Annotated in this window: 21 protein-coding genes, 1 tRNA gene and 2 pseudogenes; 6 read left to right on the top strand and 18 right to left on the bottom strand. The window is 34.9% G+C overall.

Annotation, left to right across the window (positions count from 1 at the left end):
* Window positions 1–26 precede the first annotated feature (26 nt).
* From IPM14_17330 to IPM14_17295, 8 genes and pseudogenes are all read right to left on the bottom strand, one after another.
* Window positions 27–972: pseudogene (locus IPM14_17330) on the bottom strand (ParB/RepB/Spo0J family partition protein).
* Window position 973: 1 nt separating this feature from the next.
* Window positions 974–1,759 carry a ParA family protein gene (locus IPM14_17325; protein ID MBK9099827.1) on the bottom strand — a complete coding sequence of 262 codons (786 nt, stop codon included), beginning with the start codon at window positions 1,757–1,759 and terminating at the stop codon, window positions 974–976.
* Between the two features lie 28 nt (window positions 1,760–1,787).
* The gene (locus IPM14_17320) at window positions 1,788–2,465 is read right to left on the bottom strand and encodes a metal-dependent hydrolase (GenBank protein MBK9099826.1); all 678 of its coding nucleotides are present in this window, start codon (window positions 2,463–2,465) and stop codon (window positions 1,788–1,790) included.
* Window positions 2,466–2,556: 91 nt separating this feature from the next.
* Window positions 2,557–3,246, bottom strand: coding sequence for a glycosyltransferase family 2 protein (locus IPM14_17315; protein MBK9099825.1), 690 nt, complete (start codon window positions 3,244–3,246; stop codon window positions 2,557–2,559).
* A complete protein-coding gene (locus tag IPM14_17310; protein MBK9099824.1) occupies window positions 3,218–4,039 on the bottom strand; it encodes a TIGR00159 family protein in 822 nt (273 codons plus the stop codon). The genes IPM14_17315 and IPM14_17310 overlap by 29 nt, the downstream gene beginning before the upstream one ends.
* Window positions 4,039–5,166 (bottom strand): dihydropteroate synthase, encoded by a 1,128-nt coding sequence (gene folP, locus IPM14_17305; protein ID MBK9099823.1) that lies wholly within the window; start codon window positions 5,164–5,166, stop codon window positions 4,039–4,041. The genes IPM14_17310 and folP overlap by 1 nt, the downstream gene beginning before the upstream one ends.
* A gap of 47 nt (window positions 5,167–5,213) precedes the next feature.
* A complete protein-coding gene (locus tag IPM14_17300; protein ID MBK9099822.1) occupies window positions 5,214–5,867 on the bottom strand; it encodes a ribulose-phosphate 3-epimerase in 654 nt (217 codons plus the stop codon).
* A gap of 1 nt (window position 5,868) precedes the next feature.
* On the bottom strand, window positions 5,869–6,630 hold the full coding sequence (locus IPM14_17295; protein ID MBK9099821.1) for a PASTA domain-containing protein: 762 nt from the start codon (window positions 6,628–6,630) through the stop codon (window positions 5,869–5,871).
* A 118-nt stretch (window positions 6,631–6,748) separates the two neighbouring features.
* On the opposite strand from IPM14_17295, the gene IPM14_17290 reads away from it, so the two are divergent.
* Entirely contained in the window at window positions 6,749–8,383 is a 1,635-nt protein-coding gene (locus IPM14_17290) for a DUF814 domain-containing protein (GenBank protein MBK9099820.1), read from the top strand.
* 27 nt (window positions 8,384–8,410) lie between these two features.
* On the opposite strand, the gene IPM14_17285 is transcribed toward IPM14_17290, so the two are convergent.
* From IPM14_17285 to IPM14_17240, 10 genes and pseudogenes are all read right to left on the bottom strand, one after another.
* Window positions 8,411–9,049, bottom strand: coding sequence for a PorT family protein (locus IPM14_17285; GenBank protein MBK9099819.1), 639 nt, complete (start codon window positions 9,047–9,049; stop codon window positions 8,411–8,413).
* Window positions 9,050–9,061: 12 nt separating this feature from the next.
* Window positions 9,062–10,507, bottom strand: coding sequence for an NADPH-dependent glutamate synthase (gene gltA / locus IPM14_17280; protein MBK9099818.1), 1,446 nt, complete (start codon window positions 10,505–10,507; stop codon window positions 9,062–9,064).
* 15 nt (window positions 10,508–10,522) lie between these two features.
* Window positions 10,523–11,380, bottom strand: coding sequence for a sulfide/dihydroorotate dehydrogenase-like FAD/NAD-binding protein (locus IPM14_17275; protein ID MBK9099817.1), 858 nt, complete (start codon window positions 11,378–11,380; stop codon window positions 10,523–10,525).
* A gap of 247 nt (window positions 11,381–11,627) precedes the next feature.
* The gene (locus tag IPM14_17270) at window positions 11,628–12,620 is read right to left on the bottom strand and encodes a virulence protein RhuM/Fic/DOC family protein (GenBank protein ID MBK9099816.1); all 993 of its coding nucleotides are present in this window, start codon (window positions 12,618–12,620) and stop codon (window positions 11,628–11,630) included.
* 75 nt (window positions 12,621–12,695) lie between these two features.
* Window positions 12,696–15,116 (bottom strand): TonB-dependent receptor, encoded by a 2,421-nt coding sequence (locus IPM14_17265; GenBank protein MBK9099815.1) that lies wholly within the window; start codon window positions 15,114–15,116, stop codon window positions 12,696–12,698.
* Between the two features lie 130 nt (window positions 15,117–15,246).
* The gene (locus IPM14_17260; GenBank protein ID MBK9099814.1) at window positions 15,247–16,440 is read right to left on the bottom strand and encodes an aspartate kinase; all 1,194 of its coding nucleotides are present in this window, start codon (window positions 16,438–16,440) and stop codon (window positions 15,247–15,249) included.
* A 134-nt stretch (window positions 16,441–16,574) separates the two neighbouring features.
* Window positions 16,575–16,906 (bottom strand): annotated as a pseudogene (locus tag IPM14_17255) (four helix bundle protein).
* 158 nt (window positions 16,907–17,064) lie between these two features.
* Window positions 17,065–17,763 (bottom strand): 2,3,4,5-tetrahydropyridine-2,6-dicarboxylate N-acetyltransferase, encoded by a 699-nt coding sequence (dapD, locus tag IPM14_17250; protein ID MBK9099813.1) that lies wholly within the window; start codon window positions 17,761–17,763, stop codon window positions 17,065–17,067.
* Between the two features lie 23 nt (window positions 17,764–17,786).
* Window positions 17,787–18,437 carry a 4-hydroxy-tetrahydrodipicolinate reductase gene (locus IPM14_17245; protein ID MBK9099812.1) on the bottom strand — a complete coding sequence of 217 codons (651 nt, stop codon included), beginning with the start codon at window positions 18,435–18,437 and terminating at the stop codon, window positions 17,787–17,789.
* 20 nt (window positions 18,438–18,457) lie between these two features.
* Entirely contained in the window at window positions 18,458–19,327 is an 870-nt protein-coding gene (locus IPM14_17240) for a 4-hydroxy-tetrahydrodipicolinate synthase (protein MBK9099811.1), read from the bottom strand.
* A 463-nt stretch (window positions 19,328–19,790) separates the two neighbouring features.
* Between IPM14_17240 and IPM14_17235 the strand changes: the two genes are divergently transcribed.
* The 5 genes from IPM14_17235 to IPM14_17215 all read left to right on the top strand — a co-directional run bounded on the left by IPM14_17235 (window position 19,791) and on the right by IPM14_17215 (window position 24,844).
* Window positions 19,791–19,864 (top strand) — tRNA-Arg (locus IPM14_17235).
* A 62-nt stretch (window positions 19,865–19,926) separates the two neighbouring features.
* Window positions 19,927–20,745: a glycyl-radical enzyme activating protein gene (locus IPM14_17230; protein MBK9099810.1), complete on the top strand. Its 819-nt coding sequence runs from the start codon at window positions 19,927–19,929 to the stop codon at window positions 20,743–20,745.
* 2 nt (window positions 20,746–20,747) lie between these two features.
* Window positions 20,748–23,111 (top strand): glycyl radical protein, encoded by a 2,364-nt coding sequence (locus tag IPM14_17225; GenBank protein ID MBK9099809.1) that lies wholly within the window; start codon window positions 20,748–20,750, stop codon window positions 23,109–23,111.
* Window positions 23,112–23,222: 111 nt separating this feature from the next.
* Window positions 23,223–23,786: a hypothetical protein gene (locus IPM14_17220; GenBank protein ID MBK9099808.1), complete on the top strand. Its 564-nt coding sequence runs from the start codon at window positions 23,223–23,225 to the stop codon at window positions 23,784–23,786.
* A gap of 197 nt (window positions 23,787–23,983) precedes the next feature.
* Window positions 23,984–24,844 (top strand): proline dehydrogenase family protein, encoded by an 861-nt coding sequence (locus tag IPM14_17215; GenBank protein ID MBK9099807.1) that lies wholly within the window; start codon window positions 23,984–23,986, stop codon window positions 24,842–24,844.
* Window positions 24,845–24,846 lie beyond the last annotated feature (2 nt).

Raw genomic sequence — 24,846 nt, 5'->3', positions numbered from 1 at the left:
AAAAAAGAATCAGTACAAAAAAAATACTAATTATAGTTCTTGTTGATAATCTCAAAGAGTTCAATTAAACGCTCGAATTCATCTCTTGAATAGTACTCTAAAATTATTTCTCCCGTCCCATCTTTTCTTTGAACACATTTAACTTTAGTTCCAAATGTTACACGAAGCTTGTCTTCAACATCGCGAAGGTTTGGAGTATTAAAAGTAACTTTGACATCATCATTCGTTTGTGTCTTTTTAATTTTCCTTGTACCACCTTCACTTAACTCGCGGACCAAACGCTCAACTTTCCTTACTGATAAATTTTTACTAAGAATGTTTTCAAGCAACTGAAGCTGAAGAGCTTCATTATCTAGATTTATTAATGCTCTTGCGTGACCGGAAGTTATTTTATCCTGTGCCAATGCATCCTGAATTCTTTGTGGAAGCTTCAATAATCTGATTGTATTTGCAACTGTTGTTCTATCCTTGCCAACTCTCTCTGCAATCTGCTCCTGTGTAAGATGGCATTCATCCATCAATCTTTTATAAGCAGTACCCAACTTCAATAGCATTTAACTTTTCTCTTTGAATATTTTCAATTAAAGCTAACGCCAGCATTAATTCATCGGAATCAACATCAATGATATATGCTGGAATCTCCTTAAAGCCAATTTCTTTGCAAGCCTGTAATCTTCTTTCGCCAGAGATCAATTGATATTTATGATCTGGTGTTCTTCTAACAGTAATTGGCTGAATTAAACCATTTGTTAGAATGGATTTTTTTAATTCATCGAGCGATACTGGATCAATGCTGAATCTCGGCTGATAAGGATTTCTTGAAACAAACTCCACAGCAATTTTTGCAAGTACGTCAACCTGTTTACCGTCGTCATCCTTTACTTTGGATAGATCAATATCTGATTCAGTATTTTTTATATAATCCTGAGGTTTAATCAGTGCGTCTAATCCTCTTCCAAGACCTGTTTTCATTTTACTCATTATTTAAAGTTTTAATAGATTTTGAATTTCTTTCGATTAATTCTGCTGCTAATGCCATATAATTTTGAGCACCTGTTGATACAGCATCGTATAAAATAATTGGTTTCCCAAAACTTGGAGCTTCTGAAATCCTGACGTTACGGTTGATTACTGTATTGAACACCTTTTCACCAAAATATTTCCGCACTTCTTCAGCAACCTGATGTGAAAGACGAAGCCGTGTATCAAACATCGTAAGGAGAACTCCTTCAATAGAAAGATTACTATTATAATACTGCTTTACAATATTAATAGTATTTAATAGCTGACCTAATCCTTCAAGCGCAAAATACTCACATTGAACCGGAATCAAAACTGAATCAGCTGCAGTAAGTGCATTCAACGTTAAAAGGCCAAGAGAAGGCGGACAATCGATTAAAATATAATCGTATCTTCCATTAACTTCACGTAATGCTTCTTTCAAGATCGTCTCCCGTTTTGGAAGTTCAACCATTTCGATTTCAGCCCCAACAAGATTAATGTTTGAAGGAAGTAAATCAAGAAAAGGCATATAAGATTCAATAATTACATCTTTAATGTTCAGACTGTCAACAAGTACTTCATACACCGATGGACTATGTTTGAATATACTAAGACCAGAAGATGAATTAGACTGAGGATCAATATCAATCAAAAGAGTTTTCATCTCTGCCGCTGCAAGTAATGAAGATAAATTTATGGCAGTCGTCGTTTTACCAACTCCACCTTTTTGATTAGCTATTGCAATTATTTTTGTCATTAAGTAATTAATTTATATTCAAGTTTACTTATAATTCTATTTCTTCTCCAAACTTAAGAACTTTTACTTTGTAGCCCTTCGATTCACTTAATTTTTTGAATTCATCCGGATCCGCTGAAATTACAGGAAAAGTATTGTAATGCATTGGTATTGCTATTTTGGGAGATACAAATTCAACAGCTTTTACTGCATCAGTAATGCCCATTGTGAAATTGTCTCCTATCGGCAAAAGCATATAATCAATTGAGTTCATTTCGCCGATTAGTTTCATATCATAAAAAAGTCCGGTATCACCGGTGTGGTAAATATTTTTGTTTTCTGCTGAAATTATCACACCAGCTGGTTCACCACCATAGTGATTATCAGGTGTTAAAGAACCATGATGAGCAATAGTAAATTTGACTTGGCCAAATTCAAAATTATGACTTCCTCCAATATGCATATTATGCGCTTTGAATCCTTTGGAACTGCAATAATTTGCAAGTTCATTAACACAGATGAATGTCGAATTACAACGTTTCGCTATATCAAAACTATCTCCAATGTGATCACCATGTGCATGCGTTAAAATAATATAGTCAGCTTTAACATCTTTAGCTTTAACAGGTGCTGTTGGGTTTCCGGATAAAAATGGATCTATTAAAATTTTTGTTCCAACAGATGTTGTTAATTGAAAAGCTGAATGTGAAAAATATCTAAGTTTCATTTTATCCCTCCTGAATTAGTTAGTTATACTATTTAGGAAATTCATTCTTCTGCAAAAATAACTCAGAAATAGTTTTAATACGACTCGAAAATTAATTCCTGGTAGACGAAAACAAGACCCGTAAAAATCCTATTATCGCCTGAAATGGTTTCATTTTACTTGTTTCATTTCCATAGATAGTTGGAACATCGACAAATCCAATCTTATAACCTTTCTCAGCAGCTCTTATGATCATTTCACTTTCAGCTTCAAATCCGGGGTATCTTGTTTGTATACTTTTAATTACTTCTAATCTGTATACTCTAAAACCACATTGACTATCTATAATTTTCTGACCGGTTTTTATCGATAGCAAAAATGATGTTAGTTTGTTGCTCATTTTTCTTTGAATTGGCATATCGGTAATATTTTTTAAACGGTTTCCAATTACCACATCATATAAACTCAATCCTTTTAAAAGTTGAGGTATATATTTAGGATCATGCTGAAGATCAGCATCAAGAGTGATGATTTTATCGATTCCATTTTTTTTTGCTGCTTCAAATCCTGCACTTAAGGCTTTACCCTTTCCATAATTTCTGTCAAGATTTATGATGTAGACTCGATCGTTATTATTCTCATAAATCCAGCCATCATCGGAGCCATCATTCACCGCAAAAATTACATTGACATAATTCAGAGTTTCATTTAAAATTTTTCCCAGCGTCTCTTTTTCATTATAAAAAGGAATGACTGCACAGATTTGAAATGAATTATTTTTTATGGCCTTTGAACTGCTCAAATAATGCTTTCCAGCCTTTTGCAGTAGGTGCGACAAAAGATTCTTTCAATTTTTTCTTGAGTGAATCTTTAGATAGTCCGGTAGTAAGTATTCCATTTTCCGCAACTGAAATACTTCCAGTTTCTTCTGAGACGATCACACTTATAACATCTGCCTGTTCGCTTATTCCTAATCCGGCTCTATGACGCATACCAAGGTTTTCACCATCAACCTGTGTAGTTGCAGATAACGGTAACGTACATCTTGCCGCTTCAACAATATTGCCTTTTACAATTACAGCTCCATCATGCAAAGATGATTTAGGAAAGAAAATAGAAGTGATTAAAGGTTTACTAAGCTTTGCACTCAATATTTCACCGGATTCAATGTAAGTCCGTATTCCCGTTTCTCTGATGATTACAATCAATGCACCATATTGCCTTTGTGAAAGCTCAAATGCTGCCTCAGCAATAATTTCTGCAGATTCACTTATATCGTGTTTGCTGAATATTTTCATTATAGGATTACGTGCAAGGATTACAAGAAGTCTTCTTATTTCAGGTTGGAACAAAATTACAAAAGCGATGACCCAAATATCCGTAATCAATTTCAGTAACCAATTGAGTGCTTTAAATTGGATTGCCTGTGCTGCAAACGAAATCAGCAAGATTATTATCAAACCAATAAAAATCTGTGCGGCTATAGTTCCCCTGAGAAGAACATAGAGTTTGTATACAATAAATCCTACGATCAGAATATCGACCAAATCGAGAAACGAAAAAGTTAAAAACCCTATTTTGAATAGTTCGAACATTAATTTATCACTAACGAATTAAAAAGCTTACAAGTCTCAACAGCTTGTTTGAAATTATGTGTTCTAATCACTCTTGCACCTTTGCTCAAAGATATAGCATTCATTGCATTTGATGCATCATCTCTTTCATCAACAGGTAAATTTAAGATATTTCCGATAAATGATTTCCTTGATAGCCCCAAAACAATCGGATACCCAAGTGATTTGAAGTCGTCAAGTCTTTCTAAAAGTTTAAGATTATCTTCCAATCGCTTTCCAAATCCGATTCCGGGATCTATAAAAATATTATTTATACCAATACTATCAGCACTCTCAACCTGCTTACTCAAGAAATCATAGACCTCAGTTACAACATTTTCATATTTTGGAGATTCTTGCATTGTTTTCGGTTTTCCTTTAATATGCATTATTATCATCGCAGCATCAAACTCTTTGGCAACATTAAAAATTTCAGGTTCAAAAGTACCACCGCTTATGTCATTCACGATCTTTGCACCTGAATCTAATGCTTTTCTTGCAACATTTGCTCGTGTTGTATCTATTGAGATTACGGTTTCTGGCTTATCACTCAAAATGTTTTTTATAACCTGAACGACACGATTAATTTCTTCCTCTTCAGTCACAGGCTCTGATCCGGGACGAGTTGATTCTCCACCTATGTCAATAATATCAATTCCCGCATCTATCATTTTTAAAGCGTAATTAGTCGCTGAGTTCTGATCAAAATATTTACCACCGTCAGAAAAAGAATCTGGAGTAACATTTAATATGCCCATTGAATATGCAAATCTAAAATCAAATTGCTTTTTACCAATCGAAAATTTTATCGTCTCATATTTTTCAAAATTCTGAATTGCTTTCAGAGCTTCTGACTTTAATTCATGATTTAAATTTGTTGTTGAGATTGTATTCAGCAAATCTCTGATTGAACCTGTAATTAATAAATCGTTATTCTTTAAAAAAATGTCTGGACTAAATTTTTCATCTCGCTTTTGAAAAATATCAGAAGAGATATTCCTTAGTTCTATACCATACAGTCCATGAAAAAGCAACAAAGAATAATTATACTTTTCCTTATATAATTTGAAAGATTTATCATTAGATAGATTTATTAACTGGGATATCAATTATCAAATTAATTTGATTGTAGAATGAAGATCTTTATACGAAATAATTATTTTATTAAATTTTTCATCTCAGTGGTGGTGGCGGTGATATTATCTGCATCAAAAATTGCTGAACCTGCCACAAAAACATCAACTCCTGCTTTTTTTGCCATTACGATTGTATCTGTATTAACACCACCGTCAATTTCAATTAAGAATTTAGCTTTCAACCTCGATCTTAAGTTTACAGCTTCTTCAATGCGTCGTATGGAATTCGCTATAAACTTTTGACCTCCGAATCCGGGATTCACGGTCATAATTAACAGCAGATCTAAATATTCAGCAATATCTGTTATTGCCGCAACAGGAGTTGCGGGATTAATTACGGTCCCTGCTTTACATCCAAGTTCTTTTATCCGATTAATGGTCCTGTTCAAATGAACAACCTCTTCTACATGAATTGAAATATAATCTGCTCCTGCATCAGCAAATGCTTCAAGATATTTGTCAGGTTTTTCAATCATCAGATGAACATCGACGGGCAGCTTAGTAATTTTTCTGACTGCTTTTACAATTACAGGTCCAATCGTGATATTCGGAACAAAGTGACCATCCATTACATCGCAGTGTATCCAATCGGCTCCGCCCATTTCTGTTAAACGAATTTGCTGAGATAAATTTGAAAAATCTGCTGAAAGTATCGAAGGAGCTAAGATAGCCATTTTAATCGTTCTCCTCGTTTGGAATATTTAAGTCTGCCGGTTTTGTAACAAAAAGGTCGATTGCGTTTCCGGGATTTACAGAATTTCCACTGCTAGGATATTGATCGAGAATTGTATTAGGTAGCAAAGTTGATGATGGCTGATAATTTACTTTACCAATAATCAGCGAACTGTCTGCAAGAATTTTCCGGGCTTCAGTTAGCGACTTACCAATTAAATCAGGAACAATAATCGTTCCTCCACCCTTTCCGGCACTGATCGTCACACCAACAAAGTCACCTTGTTTGATTGAAGTACCTTCTTCAAACTGCTGATCAAAAATCATATCCTCCGGCTGACTTGATGGAATCCTCTCAACTCTTCCAAGTTTCAAACCAAGCCTTTCAAGTGCAAACTTTGCATCAAGTAGAGATTTACCTTTTAACAAAGGAACAGCAACAGTCTTTTCACCACCACTGATAAAAAGGTAAACCGTACGGCCTTCCTTAACTACTGAGTTGGGATCCGGTTTTTGCAGAAATATTTCCCCGACTGAAACCTTCAGACCATAAGATGTATCACTTATCACAGGTTCGAATCCCTTTTCTTCAAGTACACGAATTCCATCGTTGACCTGCATTCCAATCACTTCAGGCACAGTAGTTTCCGGTGAGCTGACAAACCACGGCATGATCAAATTATCAAGCAGAAGTATAAAAATTATGAACCCCAGTAAACCGTAAAGTATTTTTTTGAATAGAGGATTTCGAAGGAATTTTTTCATAAATCAAATATATCAAATGCTGTTTTCTTATACAATTTATAACAAAACAGGTTTAGCCGCGTTTGCATTTACGCAATTGCATTACTTTATTTGTCCATATGAAAATTAAGTAAACAGAATGCTGCAGAATTATTTTGTACTAAATAGATTTATCATCGAAGCAAACTCACATTTTAAAGATGCCGTGATCGAAGATATTTTTTCTCAGGAAAAGAGTAAGATAGTTTTGGCTTTAAGTAAAGATGAATCACTCACCTATCTGGAAATATCAGTCATTCCCGGAAATTCATTTATAAATTTCAGAAAAAATTACTCTCGGTCGAAAAAAAATACTTTGAGTTTTTTCAATGAGGCATTAACTAAAAGTATCGAAATGTTTGAAATAGCGGAGAACGATCGGATCATTAAAATAAAATTAAACGATTGCAGTTTATATTTTACGATTCGCGGTAAGTTCACAAATTTTTATTTTCTTGATCACGAACATAAACTGAACGCATTTAAATCTGTCGAAGAGCAATCATCAGATCAAATAAAAAAAGAATTTCTATCCGTCAATTATATTCATCACTGGAATGAAATAGTTTTAGCAGAAAATGATGAAGATAATTATCTCGATGAAGTTCGTAAGAAATATCCTTTTATAGGAAGTGAAGTAATCAGAGAAGCAAAATCAAGATTGAGTTATGATTCAGCTACGAAACCATGGCATTTAGTGAAGAAAATCTTGAATGAAGCGAAGAATAGTCGGCCTTGTGTATTCATTGACAAGCAGGAAAAGAAAATTCATCTGGGATTTGAGCACTTCAAAAGTATTCCTTTTACAGAAAAAAAAGAATTTGATTCAATTACCGACGCACAGAATTACCTGCTCTCCAAAAAATATTTTCTGGAGGATAAATATTCCAAAGAGAAACTGATAAAAAATTATATTGATCGTGAATTAAAAAAAGTGACAAATAAAATTCAAAACCTGCACGGTTTATTAGAGAAAGGATCAAGAGAAGAATTGTACAATAAGTATGGAAATCTTCTACTCGCAAATATCAACTCATTAAAAAGCAGGATGAAATCAATCACAGTTGATGATATATTTACCGATGAAGGGCAGATTAAAATTGATTTGAATCCTGCATTATCTCCTCAAAAGAATGTTGATTATTATTTTGAAAAATCACGTAATGAAAAAATTGCATTTGCAAAAAATCAACAACTATTTGAAAACGCAAAGAGAGATTACGATAATTTAAGAAGTATTGAAGCTCTCGTGGATAAAACCGAATCTTCAAAAGAACTGGATGAAATAATGAATAAATTAAAGATCAAACAGCCTCAGCAGTCAGATGAAAAAGAAGACATAAGTTTTAAGTTTAAGCATTATGTGATTGATAATAAATATGATTTATATGTTGGAAAGGACAGTAAGAATAATGATCTGCTCACTACAAAATTCGCAAAGCAGAATGATTACTGGTTTCACGCTAGAGGAATGTCTGGTTCTCACGTTGTTCTTCGGATACACAATACGAAAGAAACTGTCCCAAAGAGTGTTTTGAAAAAAGCCGCTTCTATTGCCGCGTTTCATAGTAAAGCAAAAACAGCGGGAATTGTCCCGGTTGCCTATACTTTCAAAAAATATGTTGTTAAGAAAAAAGGTGATCCCACTGGAACGGTTCGTTTGCTGAGAGAAGATGTGTTATTAGTCAAGCCTGAAATACCTGAGGGGTGTGAGTATGTTTCTTCACAAGATTAATTCAATGAAGTTGTTTATTTAGTAACGCTAAAACATTATCCCTAATCTAAAATCAAATGAATCAGAACTAACTTTAAGATACTCACTTTCGTATAATTTAGTAAAATTAAAATCAAATAATATTTCGATCAGAAGTTTAGTAGAGTAAAAATTAAATTCACTACCAGCACCAGTTCTTATTCCAAACAAAACTTCATTAAATTCTTGTTCAAATATATTGAATACATTAGTTTGTGACTGATACCGATTTATTTCGAAATCTACTCTAGGACCAATAAGTATATATGGAACAAAGTCACTTGTTTCAAATCTTAACTTCCCCAAAACACTCAGATCAAAGTAATCAACTCTGGTATCCCAAGTGAAATAGTCACCTGAACCATCAGGATAAGTCAACGATGTGACTGGAAGTTCCACTGTTCTACCTTTTTGAACATAGTTAAACTCTGTAACTATACTTAAATAAGGTACATTTAGAAACTCACTAAAGACACCTAAATTTAGTCCCCATCTGCTATTTGGATTTAAAGTGGCATCGGGAATTGAATAATCCCAATTTTCCTTTGCAAGTGTCGCCCCAATTTTAAAGCCATAACCGCGAACTAATTGAGCTTGTGTCGATGAAACTAGAAATGTAAAAATTAATATTTGGTATAAAAATTTAATATCAGTTACTAATTAACTTATCGGATTTATTAAATATTCATTAATCGCAGTAGCTGCTTTTCTTCCGGCACCCATTGCAAGAATAACAGTTGCACCACCGGTTACAATATCTCCACCTGCAAATACACCTTTCTTTGATGTCTTCATCGTGTTTTCGTCAACTAAGATATTTCCCCATTTGTTGTATTGAAGATCGGGAGTTGTTTTTTGAATGATTGGATTTGATCCATTGCCAATTGAGATAACAGCCATATCAATAGGCAAAATATATTCTGCACCAGGAATCGGAATTGGTCTTCTGCGTCCGGAAGAATCCGGTTCACCGAGTTCCATCTTCTGAATCTTTACACTTTTCAACCAGCCATTTTCATCACCAATAAATTCAAGTGGGTTTGAAAGTAAAATAAACTCAATCCCCTCTTCTTTTGCATGATGAATTTCTTCTTCTCGCGCAGGCATTTCAACATCTGATCTTCTGTAGATAATGTATGCATTCTTCGCACCAAGTCGTTTTGAAATTCTTACTGTATCCATTGCGGTATTTCCACCACCGAATACGGCAACATTTTTATCTTTACAATTGAATACTGGCGTATCAAATTCGGGAAAGCGATATGCTTTCATCAGGTTTACTCTGGTAAGAAATTCATTTGAAGAATAAACGCCGTTCAAATTTTCACCTGGAATATTCAGGAAGTACGGAAGTCCAGCACCAACCGCAATAAATACAGCATCGTAACCATTCTGCATAAGTTCGTCTACGGTATCTGTAAGACCAATGACAGCATTTGTTACAAATTCAACACCAAGAGTTTTTAAGGAATCAATTTCAGCTTTAACAATTGATTTTGGTAAACGGAATTCAGGAATACCATAAATCAAAACTCCACCAAGTTCGTGAAGGGCTTCAAATACGGTAACATCGTGACCCATTTGAATTAAATCTCCGGCACAACTTAATCCTGCCGGTCCGCTTCCAACAATTGCAACTTTCTTTCCGGTTTTTGGTTTCAGAGATGGAACACGAATACCTACTGTTTCTCGCTCATAATCGGCAACAAATCTTTCTAATCTTCCTATTGCAACAGGCTCATTCTTTTTGCCGACAACGCATTTTATTTCACACTGTTCTTCCTGAGGACAAACTCTCCCGCAGATAGCCGGAAGCAAATTATCTTCTTTCATTTTAGCTGATGCACCTAAAAAATCTCCTTCAGCAACAAGTGCGATGAACTCATTAATTTTTACTCCTACGGGACATCCTTCAACACAAGTGGGTTTCGGACATTGAATACATCTAAGTGCTTCCATCTTTGCGAGTTCTTCAGTAAAGCCAAGATTTACTTCAGAAAAATTAGTTCTCCTTTGAACTGAATCTTGCTCAGGCATAATCTGCCTTGGAATTTTCATTCGTTCTTTGTTTGTCATAGACTCTTTCGGAGATATTTTATCTGTCATAGGTTTTTCTTTCAATTAATTAGTTTGAAGAGTTTGAGGCTGAAGTTTATTTAGCTTGCATTCGTGGTCTTCAAATGAAATTTTTTCTTCCATCAGATAAGTGTGATTCCTGGTCATCAACGTTTTAAAATCAACTTTGTGCGCATCGAACTCCGGACCATCAACACAAACAAAAACAGTTTTGTTGTCAACTGTAGCTCTGCATCCACCGCACATCCCGGTACCATCAACCATAATCGGATTTAAACTTACGACTGTTTGAATTCCTTTTTCTCTTGTGACATCAGCAACAGCTTTCATCATTGGGATCGGACCGATTGCCAAAACAAAATCTATTTTTCTCGTTTCAATTAATTCTTTTAACTTATCGGTCACAAAGCCGTGCTTGCCATAACTGCCATCATCAGTGGTTACAAAAACTTCATCACAAACTTTCTTCATTTCATCTTCAAGGATTACAAATTCTTTCGTTCTTCCACCGATGATTGAAATTGTATGATTTCCGGCTTGCTTCAGTGCAACTGCTGTTGGATAAGCGATCGCAGTTCCAACACCACCACCGATACTTACGGCAGTTCCAAAATTTTCTATGTGTGAAGCCTTCCCTAATGGTCCCACAACATCAGCGATATAATCTCCTGACTGAAGTGAGTTCAGCTCTTTTGTTGTCTTACCAATTCCCTGAACAATAATATCGATCGTTCCTTTTTCGGAATCCGAGTCAGCGATAGTTAGTGGAATTCTTTCTCCAACATCATTTATTCTTATTATCACAAATTGTCCAGCTTTTCTTTTCCTGGCAATCTTTGGTGCATCTATAGTAAACCTTTTAATGTTAGGGGCAATAAATGTTGCGGATAATATTTTGTGCATTGCAGCTCTTGAAGTTAATTTGAGATGAAGCACATTTCCACAAAATATGCCAGAATGAATCGATAGTTATTATCGAGATATGTTAAGTAAAATCAACATTTTTGTCTGAATGGCAAGGATTTCAAACAGGTTAAATGACCAAATGAATTAACTCAAGGCAGCAATTCTTATTTATAAAAAATGAATTATTGAAATGGAGAAAATGAAAGTTGAGAAGATTTAATTGGTAAATAAAGAGATGAACTAGTTAGTTACTCCGATTTATAAGATTAACCACTAGCTTTACTATCATTTCTTTTTCTTTCGGATTACTTTCAGCAATCAGCAAACACAAAGCAACCAGCGCATTATCTGCAATTCTTTTTCTGTTATCTTTTCCATATAAATATTTATTCATTTCAAGAAACCATAGAAATAATGCCGCAGCTATCCTTTTATTTCCATCAATGAAAGAGTGATTTTTTATTGTGAAGTAAAGAAGGTGAGAGGCTTTTTCTTCGATGCTTGGATATAATTCCTTTTTACCGAACGTCTGATATATTGCGCCGATTGTTCCTTTGAATGATTTATCTTTTTCTTTTCCAAATAAAGATGAACCACCAAATTTTTCTTTCATTTTGTTTATTACTTTTCGGGCTGCTTCGTATGTAAGATTATAAGTTAATTTCTTGTTTATATTTTCGATGCCAAGATTATTGTTATCAAATTTATCCAGTATATCAAGAGCATATGTATAGTCTTTAATGACTTTTAATATTCCTGAAAATTCATCTTGTCGTAACTGATAAGATTCTGTTACCTTGGAAAATATTTCAATTGTTCTTTCCAGTTCTCTAATTTTTTCAGTATGCTCTTGTAATTTTTTTTCATTTAAAGAATATCCTTTGATTAAGTGATCCTTTAAAACTTTATTAGCCCAGATTCTGAATTGAGTTCCGCTCTTTGACTTTACTCTATATCCTACTGAAATAATTACGTCAAGGTTATAATACTTGGTTTTATAATTTTTACCGTCTTTTGCAGTTGTCAAGTAATCCTTGACAACTGATTTTCTTGATAATTCAGCTTCTTTAAAAATGTTATTAATATGCAAACTTACATTCTGCTTAGTAGTCTGGAATAACTGGACCATTTGTGCTTGATTTAGCCATACGGTTTCCTCCTCAAGCTTTACATCTATCTGTGTATCACCTTCTGGAGATTTATAGAGTATTATTTCGCCTTTTGGCTTTGATTTCATCAAAATTTTCTAATAAAAATATTTGAATAACTGGGAATGAAAATAACTAAAAGGAAAAGTAAAATAAAGATTGGGCTAAAAATCTTCCCCACCTTCAAAGGTTCCGTTGTCTTCTCCTCTGCCTTCGCGCTTCGGTTTGTAGTTGTTGAAAGTGTAACGAAGATTAAGAGTTAGCGCAGGTGTGTGCATGTCAAACTGATTATAGTTGTAAAGGTTGATACCCTCTGAAGTATACTCTCTTTTCGCAGTTCCGAATACATCTCTGATCTGAAGAGTAACAGCGAGAATATTTTCAATTATTTCCTGTCTTATTGATAAATCAGAACTAAAAAATTCTTCCCACCGACCCTGTGATGTAACAGTCGGACTGTTGTAGTTAAGATTAAATTGAATTTGAGTTGAACTCCAGAGCTTAAATGTATTATTCATCCTTGTCTGCCAGTTGAAGCTTTCGTTTGAAAACGCCTCACCTTGAATATTGCCTTCAACACGATAATTATAAACATTACCCATCAGGTTTACATTCCAGAAACCGAAGAGATCAAAGATCAACATTAATTCTCCGCCGAGTGAATAATCTTCGCCAACATTGCTGAAAGTTGTTAAAGTGACGTTTTCTTCCAATGCAGTTCTTACAAACTCAATTTTATTTATTGTTTGTCTATAATATAATTCTGTTGAGAGATTAACATTACCGAGAATTGTCTGCAATCCTGTTTCTAGAGAATTAATAAATTCCGGTAACAAATCCGGATTACCTATTCTGACATTGTTTGCATCTACCCAGGTTGGAAATGGTTCGAGTGCCCATCCTCCGGGTCTATTAATTCTTCTTGAGTAACTTGCCATTATTGTCGATACAGGTGTAATCTTGTATGATGAATGAAGACTTGGGAAATAATCAATTCTGTCAATATTAAAAGTCTGGTTTATAGATGGAACTTCTATATTCCGGTAAGTATATTCTGCTCGTAATCCTAATTGGTAATTCAAAACCCAAAGCATATCAGAATACATTGAGTAAAGAGAATGCTGACTTTCATTGTATTTTGTGAGGCTACTGAACTGAGTCTGAATTTCATATTCATTTGTTGCAGGATTGTATTCGAAAAGATCATTGCTTTCATCCGATAGTTCAATTTCTCCCTGATATCCTGCTTCAAATTTACTTACTTCAGAAAATGGTAATGTGTAATCCAATTTTCCCCTGAAATCGGTTGATGGACCATTCTCAGTTGTTTTTCTTCCACTGATCTGGCTAAACTCGTCAAATTCCGATGTGGTTGTAAATTCATCTGAACTTTGTTTACTAATAAGAAATTCAGCAAATAACTGATGACCGGGCAAATCAAATGTTCGAGTATAATTTGAGTTGAATGAATAGTAAGTTCCTTCACGTGTTCTTTCGTTTCTGCCTGTATACAAAGATTCAGATGGAGCAATGGAAGTAAATTCAGAAAAATTCTGATTTGAATTAAAACCTCCTTCCCTCTTTCCGACCCTAAGACCTAAATTAAGAACATCATGATCACTCAAGTCAAATTCGATACCCGCTCTGCCTTCGAATGAAACTCGCCTTCTTTCGATTTCACCCAGAGAATTTATTGTTGAAGTTCCATTCTCGAGATAGTAAATATTATTTTGTGTCTGATCGCCTGGAAAATGTCTTTGATTATAGTCAAGTCCTATATTTGCTTTAAAACCATCCTGGTAATTGATTAAGAAATTTCCACCATAAGTATCATACATACCAGCATTTGCATTGAAGATACCGCTGAGTTCCTGACCTAAATTCTTTTTCATGATGATATTTATAATACCTGCCGTACCATCAGCATCATATTTTGCAGTGGGATTTGTGATAATCTCTATTCGTTCAATTGATGTTGCTGAAATTTGCTGCAAAGCATCTTGTCCTTCCATCAATGAAGGTCTGCCATCAATAAGAACAGTAAAATTTTGGCTTCCGCGGAGACTGACATTTCCTTCAACATCCACCTGAACAGACGGGACATTTGCGAGAATATCTGCCGCATTGCCCGAGATAACCGTCTGCATCTGATCGGGATTGATAACTTTTTTATCAATTTCATACGTGACAGGAGATCTTTCTCCCTGAACAACAACATCGTTTAAGTTAATCGTAGATGGATGGATGAGTACATCACCAAGATTTACATTCGGTGTAGATGGATTAACAACGGTTTCTATAATTTCAGTATCATATCCTATGAACCTGATTTCTACTTTGAATCTGCCAGGTTTTTCTAAAGGAATATTAAAAGCACCTTCATTATTTGTAACTCCGCCAGTAACCATCGAAGAATCTCTCAAAGAAAAGATTACGATGTTAGCATATTCAATCGTGTGTTTGGTTAATGAATCAAACACTTTACCATAAATAGAGCCACCGGAAAAATTTCCCTGACCTCTCTGTGCATTTACGCTTATTATAAATAAAAAGCTCAGAAATAAAATCTTTAAGTAAAGTTTCATTGAATCATTATTTTATTTGATATTTAATACTATTAAACACAGAAGTGAAACAAAAAGTTTAATTAAGCTAACTTGGCGATAAATATAGAGATCACAGGAAAGAAAATGAAGTGAAATAAGAATTACCTTGCTATTTTATCCAGTAGTCATGGCACAATGCAACAGCCCCTTCAAGAAGGTTTTTTTCTATAAGCAATGATATTCTGAAGGAGGTGGTGTTAACCCCGTAATAATTAATTCCTTTTGAATCAAGAAGTTTCATCGTCTTTATAAGTGCATCATTGTTTCTGCTGAATCCTTCCCCAATTATCGAAAGTGCTGCGAGACTTTCATTGATATAAATGCCATCTCTCAATTGCTGTTCTAAATCTTCTTTGATTTTATCCCAATTATACAAGTTGTTTGTTGAAATAATAAAAGAACATTTATATCCTTTGTCACCGGCTATTCCAGACACCTGGAATTCTTTAATCGGTATCTGTCGGGATTCCAGATATTCCAACACCCAGTCGATCTTATCAGCATCGTGAACAAATACTCGTACTATTTCTTTCTCATAAACTACAGCTAATACTCCTGATAATTCCTTTTTGGAAACATCTTTTATAATAGTTTCCTTGCCGGGATTGAAAGTATCTCGTGCATACAAAGTTATTTTTTCTTCCTTGGCAAATTGAACTGCTTGTGCATTCAGAACTTTAGCACCTGCTTCTGCCATTTCTTGAATCTGCTGATATGATATTTCAGGTAGGTGTCTCGCTTCTTTAACAATATTCGGATCGGTTGTATAAACACCATCAACATCAGAATAGATTTCACATCTTTCGGCTTTTAACGCTGCTGCTAATGCAACTGCAGATGTATCCGAGCCGCCTCTTCCTAGAGTTGTAATATCACGTTTATAACTTACACCCTGAAATCCTCCGATAACAACAACTTTTCCCTTATCAAGTTCATCCAGAACTCGGATTGGTCTAACTTCAATTACGCGAGCATCGTTATGCCGATCGTTTGTAATTATTCCGGCTTGTGAGCCTGTTAAAGAAATTGATTCAATTCCTTCTTCGTGGAGAGCAATACAAAGCAGTGCCATTGAAGTTCTTTCACCTGTACTGAGAAGCATATCCATTTCTCTTCTTGGCGGATCCGGTGAAATTGTTTTTGCCATTTCAATTAGCTGGTTAGTAGTTTTACCCATTGCAGAGACAACTACAACAACATCAATCCCCTGCTTCTTGACAGCAGCAATCATTGAAGCAATTTTTTTCAGTTTGTCAACGTCCGCGACACTGCTTCCGCCGTATTTTTGAACTATTAGTTTCATTTATTAAAATCGTATTTAAATCGGTTAAGGTGACGAAACCCATATCGATTATGGGTAACGTCAATCGTATCAACTATTTTTATGCAATTAGTAAATGGGAATAGTAGTCAAAATTTTTATTCACTTAAAAATGTTCATTTTTTATTTTTGAAGTTTGTCCAGGCCATTGATAATTTATACAGTTGTCTTCCTGATTTGTCATATGAGTCAATTAATTCTTCCATACTGATAGTATCTCTTTTAATTCTATATATATCTTTAGCTTGCTCCAAGCTAACAATCATTTCATTGCATTCTGCCATTACATCATCTAAATATTTTGAAATCCTGCTTTCTGATGACGTTTTGCTTAACCTTCAGCAATAAGTAGTGGAATACTTTTACATGCCCTGCTTTGTTGATCTTTTAAGTCATATTTTTCACTATCAGGAAGCTTAGGTATTATCTCGCTCATAACTACAAGCATAATTCTATATGTGTTTTGATAAACATCTAAATCTTTAAAACTTTTTATGGAATTATTACTTGACACAATTTTATTTTTTTAAATTCTGTATTTTTAAAACGACTTTTCCAGTACCGTTCTACGATACGGGCATCGTGACCGATAAACGCTAAACGATATCAGAGCTTCCTCAACTCATCCATTAATTGTGTCTTTGCTTTTGTTTTATCATCAACTTTTTTTAACAACTTAGCCGGCACTCCTGCTACAACAGTAAATGGCTCTACATCTTTCACAACGATAGATCCTGCTGCGACTACCGCACCTTTCCCAACCTTTACACCTTCCAATACAACTGCATTCGCTCCAATTAAAACATCATCCTCGATAATAACAGGATCAGCACTTGGCGGCTCGATTACTCCGGCTAAAACGGTTCCAGCACCAATGTGACAATTTTTTCCAACGATTGCTCTACCACCAACTACAACATTCATATCAATCATTGTTCGTTCACCAATTACCGCACCGATATTTAAAACTGCTCCCATCATGATAACACAATGATCACCAATTTCAACCATATCCCTTATGATTGCACCAGGTTCAATCCTGCAATTGTATTTTGTAAGATCAGCCATCGGAATTGCTGAATTTCTTCTGTCAATTTCAACTTTGTACTTGGTTATAAAATTCTTATTCTGTTCATAGAATTTTTCGAAATCAGAATATTCACAGAATAAAATTCCTGAAACCGATGATCCATAAAAATCAAATTCTCCGAATTTAACTTTATCAAGATCACCTTGCAGATAAATTTTAGCTGGGGTTTTCTTTTTTGCTTCAGAAATTGTCTGAATGATTTTGTATGAATCCATTGCAAACCTGAATTAATTATTAATTACTTTTCAAAAACTACATCAGTAAAAGAATAAAATCCATTTTCTCTTTTTAATGCAAACTCAGCTGATTTAAGAATACCCTCTGCGAATGTCCTTCGTGATAGCGCACGATGCTGAATTGAAATCACTTCTCCTAATCCTGCAAAGCTAACTGTATGATCACCGGGCACATTTCCTAATCGATGCGAAGTTGTATTCACTTCCCTATCCTTAAAAATATTCTGAATCATTTTAGCAGTACCTGATGGTTTATCCTTCTTAAACCGGTGATGAGTTTCTGATATTTCTATATCCCACTCGGGTAATTTTTCATAAGCACTCTTAGTAAGCTGAAGAAGTATTTGTATTCCAATCGAAAAATTATTACTCTGGACCACAGGTTTATGTTTCGAATATTCTTTCAGATTAATGATGTTTTTTTCGGATAATCCAGTTGTCGCTTCGATTATTGGAACGTTGAAACTTTTAGCCATGGACAGCATATTATCAAATGCTTCGGGAAGAGAGCAATCAATTAATATTTCAGGATTACTTTGTTTCCATTCACCCTGAACATCAAAGGAAAAAACCAATTCGTGATTATTATCAGTAAAAACTGTTATTACTTCTTTCCCCAATTTTCCTGATGCACCGATTAATCCATACTTCATAGCTTTCTCTCCATTTCAGTTTAGATATTTTTCATTTCCTCATCGAGTAATTTTTCGGCTTTTGCAGTCGCAACGGCTAATGGAAGACGAACAACATTCGCACACAAACCTAACTTACTCATTACGTACTTCACAGGTGCAGGACTTGTTTCAACAAATAAGGTATTCATCATAGACAAATATTTGTTGTTAAGTATTTGAGCGTCTTTTATTTTGTTACTCAAAACTGCATCAGTAATTTCTTTCATCTTATTTGGATATGGATTTGAGAAAACAGAAATGACTCCATCTCCACCCGAAGCCATTATTGCGAGCGTCTGATCATCATTACCAGAGAGAACTGATAATGAATCCGGTTTGATTGAGATAAGGTGAGCAATTTGAGAAATGTTACCGCTTGCTTCTTTTATCGCAACAACATTCTTGCATTCTTTATGAATTCGAACAGCAGTTTCAGGAAGAATATTCATCCCGGTTCTTGAAGGCACGTTGTAAAGAATTATCGGAAGTTTTGTTTTATCAGAAATGAATTTGTAATGCTCGACCAGACTATCCTGAGTGCCTTTATTGTAATATGGATTTACAATCAGAACTCCATCCACTTTTAATTCTTCAGCTTGTTTATTCAGCTCGATTACTTTCTTTGTGTTGTTTGTTCCAGTACCAACTATAACAGGAATTTTTCCTTTTACTTCTTCAACAACAAGTGAAATTATTTTCTTTCTCTCGTCGAACTCAATTACTGGTGATTCACCTGTTGTGCCGATAACAACTAACGCATCAACATCGCCAGCAATCTGCTGATGAACAATTTTTCGAAGTGATTCGTAATCAATTGACTGATCCTTTTTGAAAGGTGTGATGAGTGCAGTTCCGGTTCCTTTGAACATTAATTCTTCCCAAATTTTTTAAGTTAGACAAATCTAAATAATCACAGTTAAGAGTTATTGTCAAAAATAGGAAAAATATTACAAGTTTTTTGGTTTATATTTCTCTGGAAGGGAAAATCGTAGGCAAGAGTGGTTCATCGCCTCACCAAAAAATTCAAAGATTCCAACGCATCTAAGAATTTTAACAAATTTTAATTACGATGAACGCTTTTATACTCTTGCCTGAGTTCTTATTGTCCAATTTGCATGCCATTCTACGGTAAGAAAATTTATCAATTAAATCGATGCGAGTAATTATTGATATTGATCTGAGAAATTTTCGCGTCTCAATTATTAAAATGAAGCACTGAAAGTTCGCTTACGATAGAAAATAATCCATTCAGGTATAAACGATCCAGAATATGATACAAAGAATGCTCTGTAATTTTCTTTAATTTAAGTTATATTTGTTACACAAAATTTTGCACCCGTAGCTCAATTGGATAGAGCATCTGACTACGGATCAGAAGGTTTGGGGTTCGAATCCCTACGGGTGTACTAAAATATCAAACAAGTAAAATGATTATCTATTTTACTTCCAACTTAAAACTCTTGCGTGTATGTCTTTAGATTCTAAACGGGGAATAATTTTCAACATTCAAAGATTTGCAATCCACGATGGTCCGGGAATTCGCACGACCGTTTTCTTCAAAGGATGTCCGCTACGATGCTGGTGGTGTCATAATCCGGAAAGCCACAAAATACTTCCTGAAAAATATAAAGGATGCAATCCAAGAAGAGGTTTCGATCATAATTTCTCAACAGATAAGGAAGAAGTCGGAAAAGAATTTTATGTAGATGAATTAATGAATGAAATTCTGAAAGACAGAATATTTTATGATGATTCAGGCGGAGGTGTTACTTTTTCTGGTGGTGAACCGCTTATTCAGCCGGATTTTTTAATTGCACTGCTTAAGCTTTGTGAAGATGAAGGGATTCATACAGCAGTCGATACAAGCGGATATGCTTCATCAGATGTCATGAATAAAGCTGCTGAATCCACAGAACTATTCCTATTCGATTTAAAGCTAATGCGTGATGACCTTCACACAAAATACACAGGGGTATCCAATCAACTGATATTGAAAAACCTTGTTGAACTTAATCAATTGGGTAAAAAAATAAATATCAGGATTCCAATAGTTCCAGAGCTGACAGATACAAACGAAAACCTTTTTGCTATCAGGGGATTTATTTCAGATTTAAATAACGTAGCTGGAATTAATCTTTTACCCTATCACCGTTTGGGTGAGGGAAAATATGAAAGATTTGGAACAGAAAATAAAATGAATGATACTGTTTCACCTGATAAAAAAAGTCTGGAGAACATCAGACAATTCTTTAGAGAATTAAACTGTAAAGTAACAATTGGTGGTTGATAATGAACGAAAGAATTAAAAAGCTAAGAGAACAAAGTCTAAATACTGAAGAAAGAATCTCCATCGAACGAGCACGACTCCTGACTGAATTTTATGCAAGCGGTGAAACAGAAAAATGTTCAGTGCCTGTTGCCCGAGCCAGAGCATTCAAATACATACTTAAGAATAAAGAATTATATGTTGGTGAAAATGAATTGATTGTTGGTGAAAGAGGTCCTTCACCAAAAGCAACTCCAACTTATCCGGAATTATGCACACACAGTCTTGAAGATTTTGATATTCTTCACAATCGTGATAAAATTTCATTTAAGGTTGATGATGAAACAAAAATATATCAACAGGAAAAAGTAATGCCTTTCTGGAGCGGAAGATCCATCAGAGACAGAATATTTAACGAGATGGATGAAGAATGGAAAGAAGCTTATTCTTCAGGTGTGTTTACTGAGTTCATGGAGCAGCGGGCTCCCGGTCATACTGTACTTGATGATAAAATTTATAGAATGGGATTGAAAGACTTCAAAGAAAAAATAAATGAATCACTAAACTCACTCGACTTCTACAATGACCCAAAAGCATTTGAGAAACGTGAAGAACTGAATGCAATGAACATCGCTGCTGATGCTCTGATAAATTTTGCTAAAAGATACAGCAATAAACTATATGATCTGGCAAAAGATGAAAAAGATAAAACGAGAAGAGATGAGCTTGAAACAATGGCAGGCATCTGCAATCGTATCCCTGAAAATGCACCGAACACTTTTTGGGAAGCTCTTCAGTACTACTGGTTTGTTCATCTCGGTGTAATTACAGAATTGAACACGTGGGATTCTTTTAATCCCGGCAGACTTGATCAACATCTTTATCCATTTTACAAACGGGATATTGAATCCGGACTGCTTGACAAAGAAGGTGCAAAAATTCTGCTTCAGTCTTTCTGGGTTAAGTTCAACAATCAACCGGCACCACCAAAAGTTGGAGTTACTTCAAAAGAGAGTAACACTTATACAGATTTCTGTCTCATTAATGTCGGCGGTGTTAATGAGAGAGGTGAAGATGCAGTTAATGAACTTACCTATCTTATTCTTGATGTAATTGAAGAGATGCGTTTGCTTCAGCCAAGCTCTATGGTGCAGATCAGCAGAAAAAATCCTGATCAGCTTGTGAGACGAGCTTTGGAAATCATTAAAACAGGATATGGTCAGCCTTCGCTATTTAACACCGATGCAATCATCCAGGAAATGCTCAGACAGGGCAAATCTATTATTGATGCAAGAAATGGTGGTGCTAGCGGATGCGTTGAAACTGGTGCATTTGGAAAAGAAAGTTATGTTCTCACTGGCTACTTCAATCTTACAAAAATTCTTGAAATAACATTAAACAATGGAATTGATCCCAAGACAGGAAAGCAAATAGGTATCCAAACAGGAGATCCGAAAGCATTTCAAAATTTTGAAGAATTAATTGAAACATATAAAAAGCAAATCAATTTCTTTGCTGATATTAAAATTAAAGGTAATATTATCATAGAAAGGCTTTACGCCGAATACCTCCCTGCGCCGTTTATGTCCTTGTTGATTGATGATTGTATTAAAAAAGGAATGGATTACAACAACGGTGGCGCAAGATACAATACTTCGTACATACAGGGAGTTGGAATTGGAACAGTTACTGATTCACTTACTTCTATAAAGTATAATGTTTTTGAGAAAAAGAAAGTTACTATGGGAGAATTCCTTAATGCTCTTAGCAAAAACTTTGAGGGATTTGATGAAATCAGAAATCTGTTACTGAATGAAACTCCAAAGTATGGAAACGATAACGATTATGCAGATGATATTTTAAAGCAAATCTTTGAGATCTTCTTCTCAGCGATTGACGGAAGACCTAACACCAAAGGCGGACATTTCAGAATAAATTTATTGCCGACTACAAGTCACATTTATTTTGGAAGTGTTACCGGCGCGACTCCTGATGGAAGACTTGCAGGACTTCCCGTTTCGGAAGGTATTTCACCCGTACAGGGAGCCGATGTAAACGGTCCGACTGCAGTTTTAAAATCTGCTGCCAAGATTGACCATCTCCGGACAGGCGGAACTTTGCTGAACCAAAAATTCTCACCACAAATTTTTGATGGAGAAGAATCAATCCACAAAATAGTTTCTTTAATCAGATCTTACTTTAAGATGGATGGGCATCACATACAGTTTAATGTGGTTGATGCTGAAACTTTACGAGAAGCACAAAAACATCCTGAGAATTACAGGGATTTGATTGTCCGTGTTGCAGGTTACAGCGATTACTTTGTTGATCTAACCCCTGAATTGCAGGAAGAGATAATTAAAAGGACCGAGCAAGTTAGTTACTGACTCGGAAAGATTTTTTTATAGCTTAGAAATTTTTCTTTTCTCATTTCATTTTTCTTATTTTTAACCCCAGAGGGAATAATTAACATTCATCAAATATCAGGAGGTTATGCAATGGTTCCAATAACGTCTCTTTTACTTCCAATACTGCTTTCCGCAGTTGCCGTATTCATCATTAGTTCCATTATCCATATGGTGCTTGGCTATCATTCAAATGATTACAAAGAGCTTCCTTCAGAAAAAGCAGTGCTGGATGATTTACGTAAACACAATATTCCGCCTGGTGATTATCATTTTCCACGTCCTAAAAATATGAAAGATATGAGTTCACAGGAATTCCTGGAAAAGATGAAACAAGGACCGGTTGGTGTGATGACAATTATGCACCGCAGTTCACCGAGTATGGCAAAGGAACTTGTACTTTGGTTTATATATTCGATAATCGTTGGGATATTTGCTGCGTACGTAGCTGGTCGAGCTCTTCCGGAAGGAGCTCATTATCTTTCAGTATTTCGTTTGGCAGGTGTAACAGCATTTGTTGGATATGGACTAGCATTATTGCAAAACAGTATTTGGTATAATCGAAGCTGGTCAGCAACTCTCAAATCAATGTTTGATGGGTTGATTTATGCTCTCTTCACTGGAGGAATTTTCGGCTGGCTATGGCCGACAGTTTAATGAGGACAAATAAAAAATTTTTATTTAGGAGTGCCGGAAATCGATCCGGCATTTTTATGTTATTAAATTAACTACCTTTGATTAAAATTGAATATTTTTGTATAAAAAATAATTATCATTCTTAACCAGTGAACATTGGCAGAAACATACTTTTATGGGCTTCAAAAAATGAATGGCTGAAAAAACAAATTCCAGAAATGAAATTTGTTCAAAGAGCCGTAAAACGATTTATGCCCGGAACCACAACCGAATCTGCAATTGAAGCATCTAGAGAACTACTTAAGCAGAATATTCCTACTACTTTAACACATCTTGGTGAAAATATCACTAAAATAGAGGAAGCTGAAGAAAATGCTCAGCATTATCTGAAAGTTTTGGAGAAAATAAATAGTGAAAAACTGGATATTGAAATTTCATTAAAGCTTACCCAGATTGGATTGGATCTGTCATTTGAAAAAACATTTGAGTTATTTACAAACATTACTGAGAAAGCAATAAAGTTTAACAACAATGTTTTTATTGACATTGAAGATAGTTCTTACGTTGATAAAACAATTAGCTTCTACAAAAAAGCAAAGGAAAATTATGAGAATGTAGGATTGTGTCTGCAAGCTTATCTTTACCGCACAATGGATGATCTTAAAAAGATCATGGAAATAAATCCGTGGATACGATTGGTTAAAGGTGCATATAAAGAACCTTCGTCTGTAGCATTTCCTAACTTATCTCAGGTAAATGAAAATTATATTGCTATATCTGATTATCTGCTGAATCAAATTAGTGATCAGGGAATACGAGTTGCCTTTGGAACACACGATTTGAGTATTCAGGAGCAAGTGAAGAATAAATCAGAAGAAATTGGAATCCCAAAAGATAAATTCGAGTTCCAGATGCTTTATGGGATCAAGACTTCTGAGCAATACAAACTTGAAAAAGAAGGATATAAAATCCGGACGCTTATAAGCTATGGTGAGCATTGGTATCCGTGGTATATGAGGCGTCTAGCAGAAAGACCGGCGAATGTTGGTTTCGTGTTAAAAAATATATTTAGTAAATAATA

It is taken from the genome of bacterium, assembly GCA_016716565.1.
Taxonomy (GTDB): Bacteria; Bacteroidota; Ignavibacteria; order Ignavibacteriales; family Ignavibacteriaceae; genus IGN2.
The sequence above is the reverse complement of the archived record's forward strand: the minus strand, read 5'-3'. Positions and strand labels throughout refer to the sequence as shown.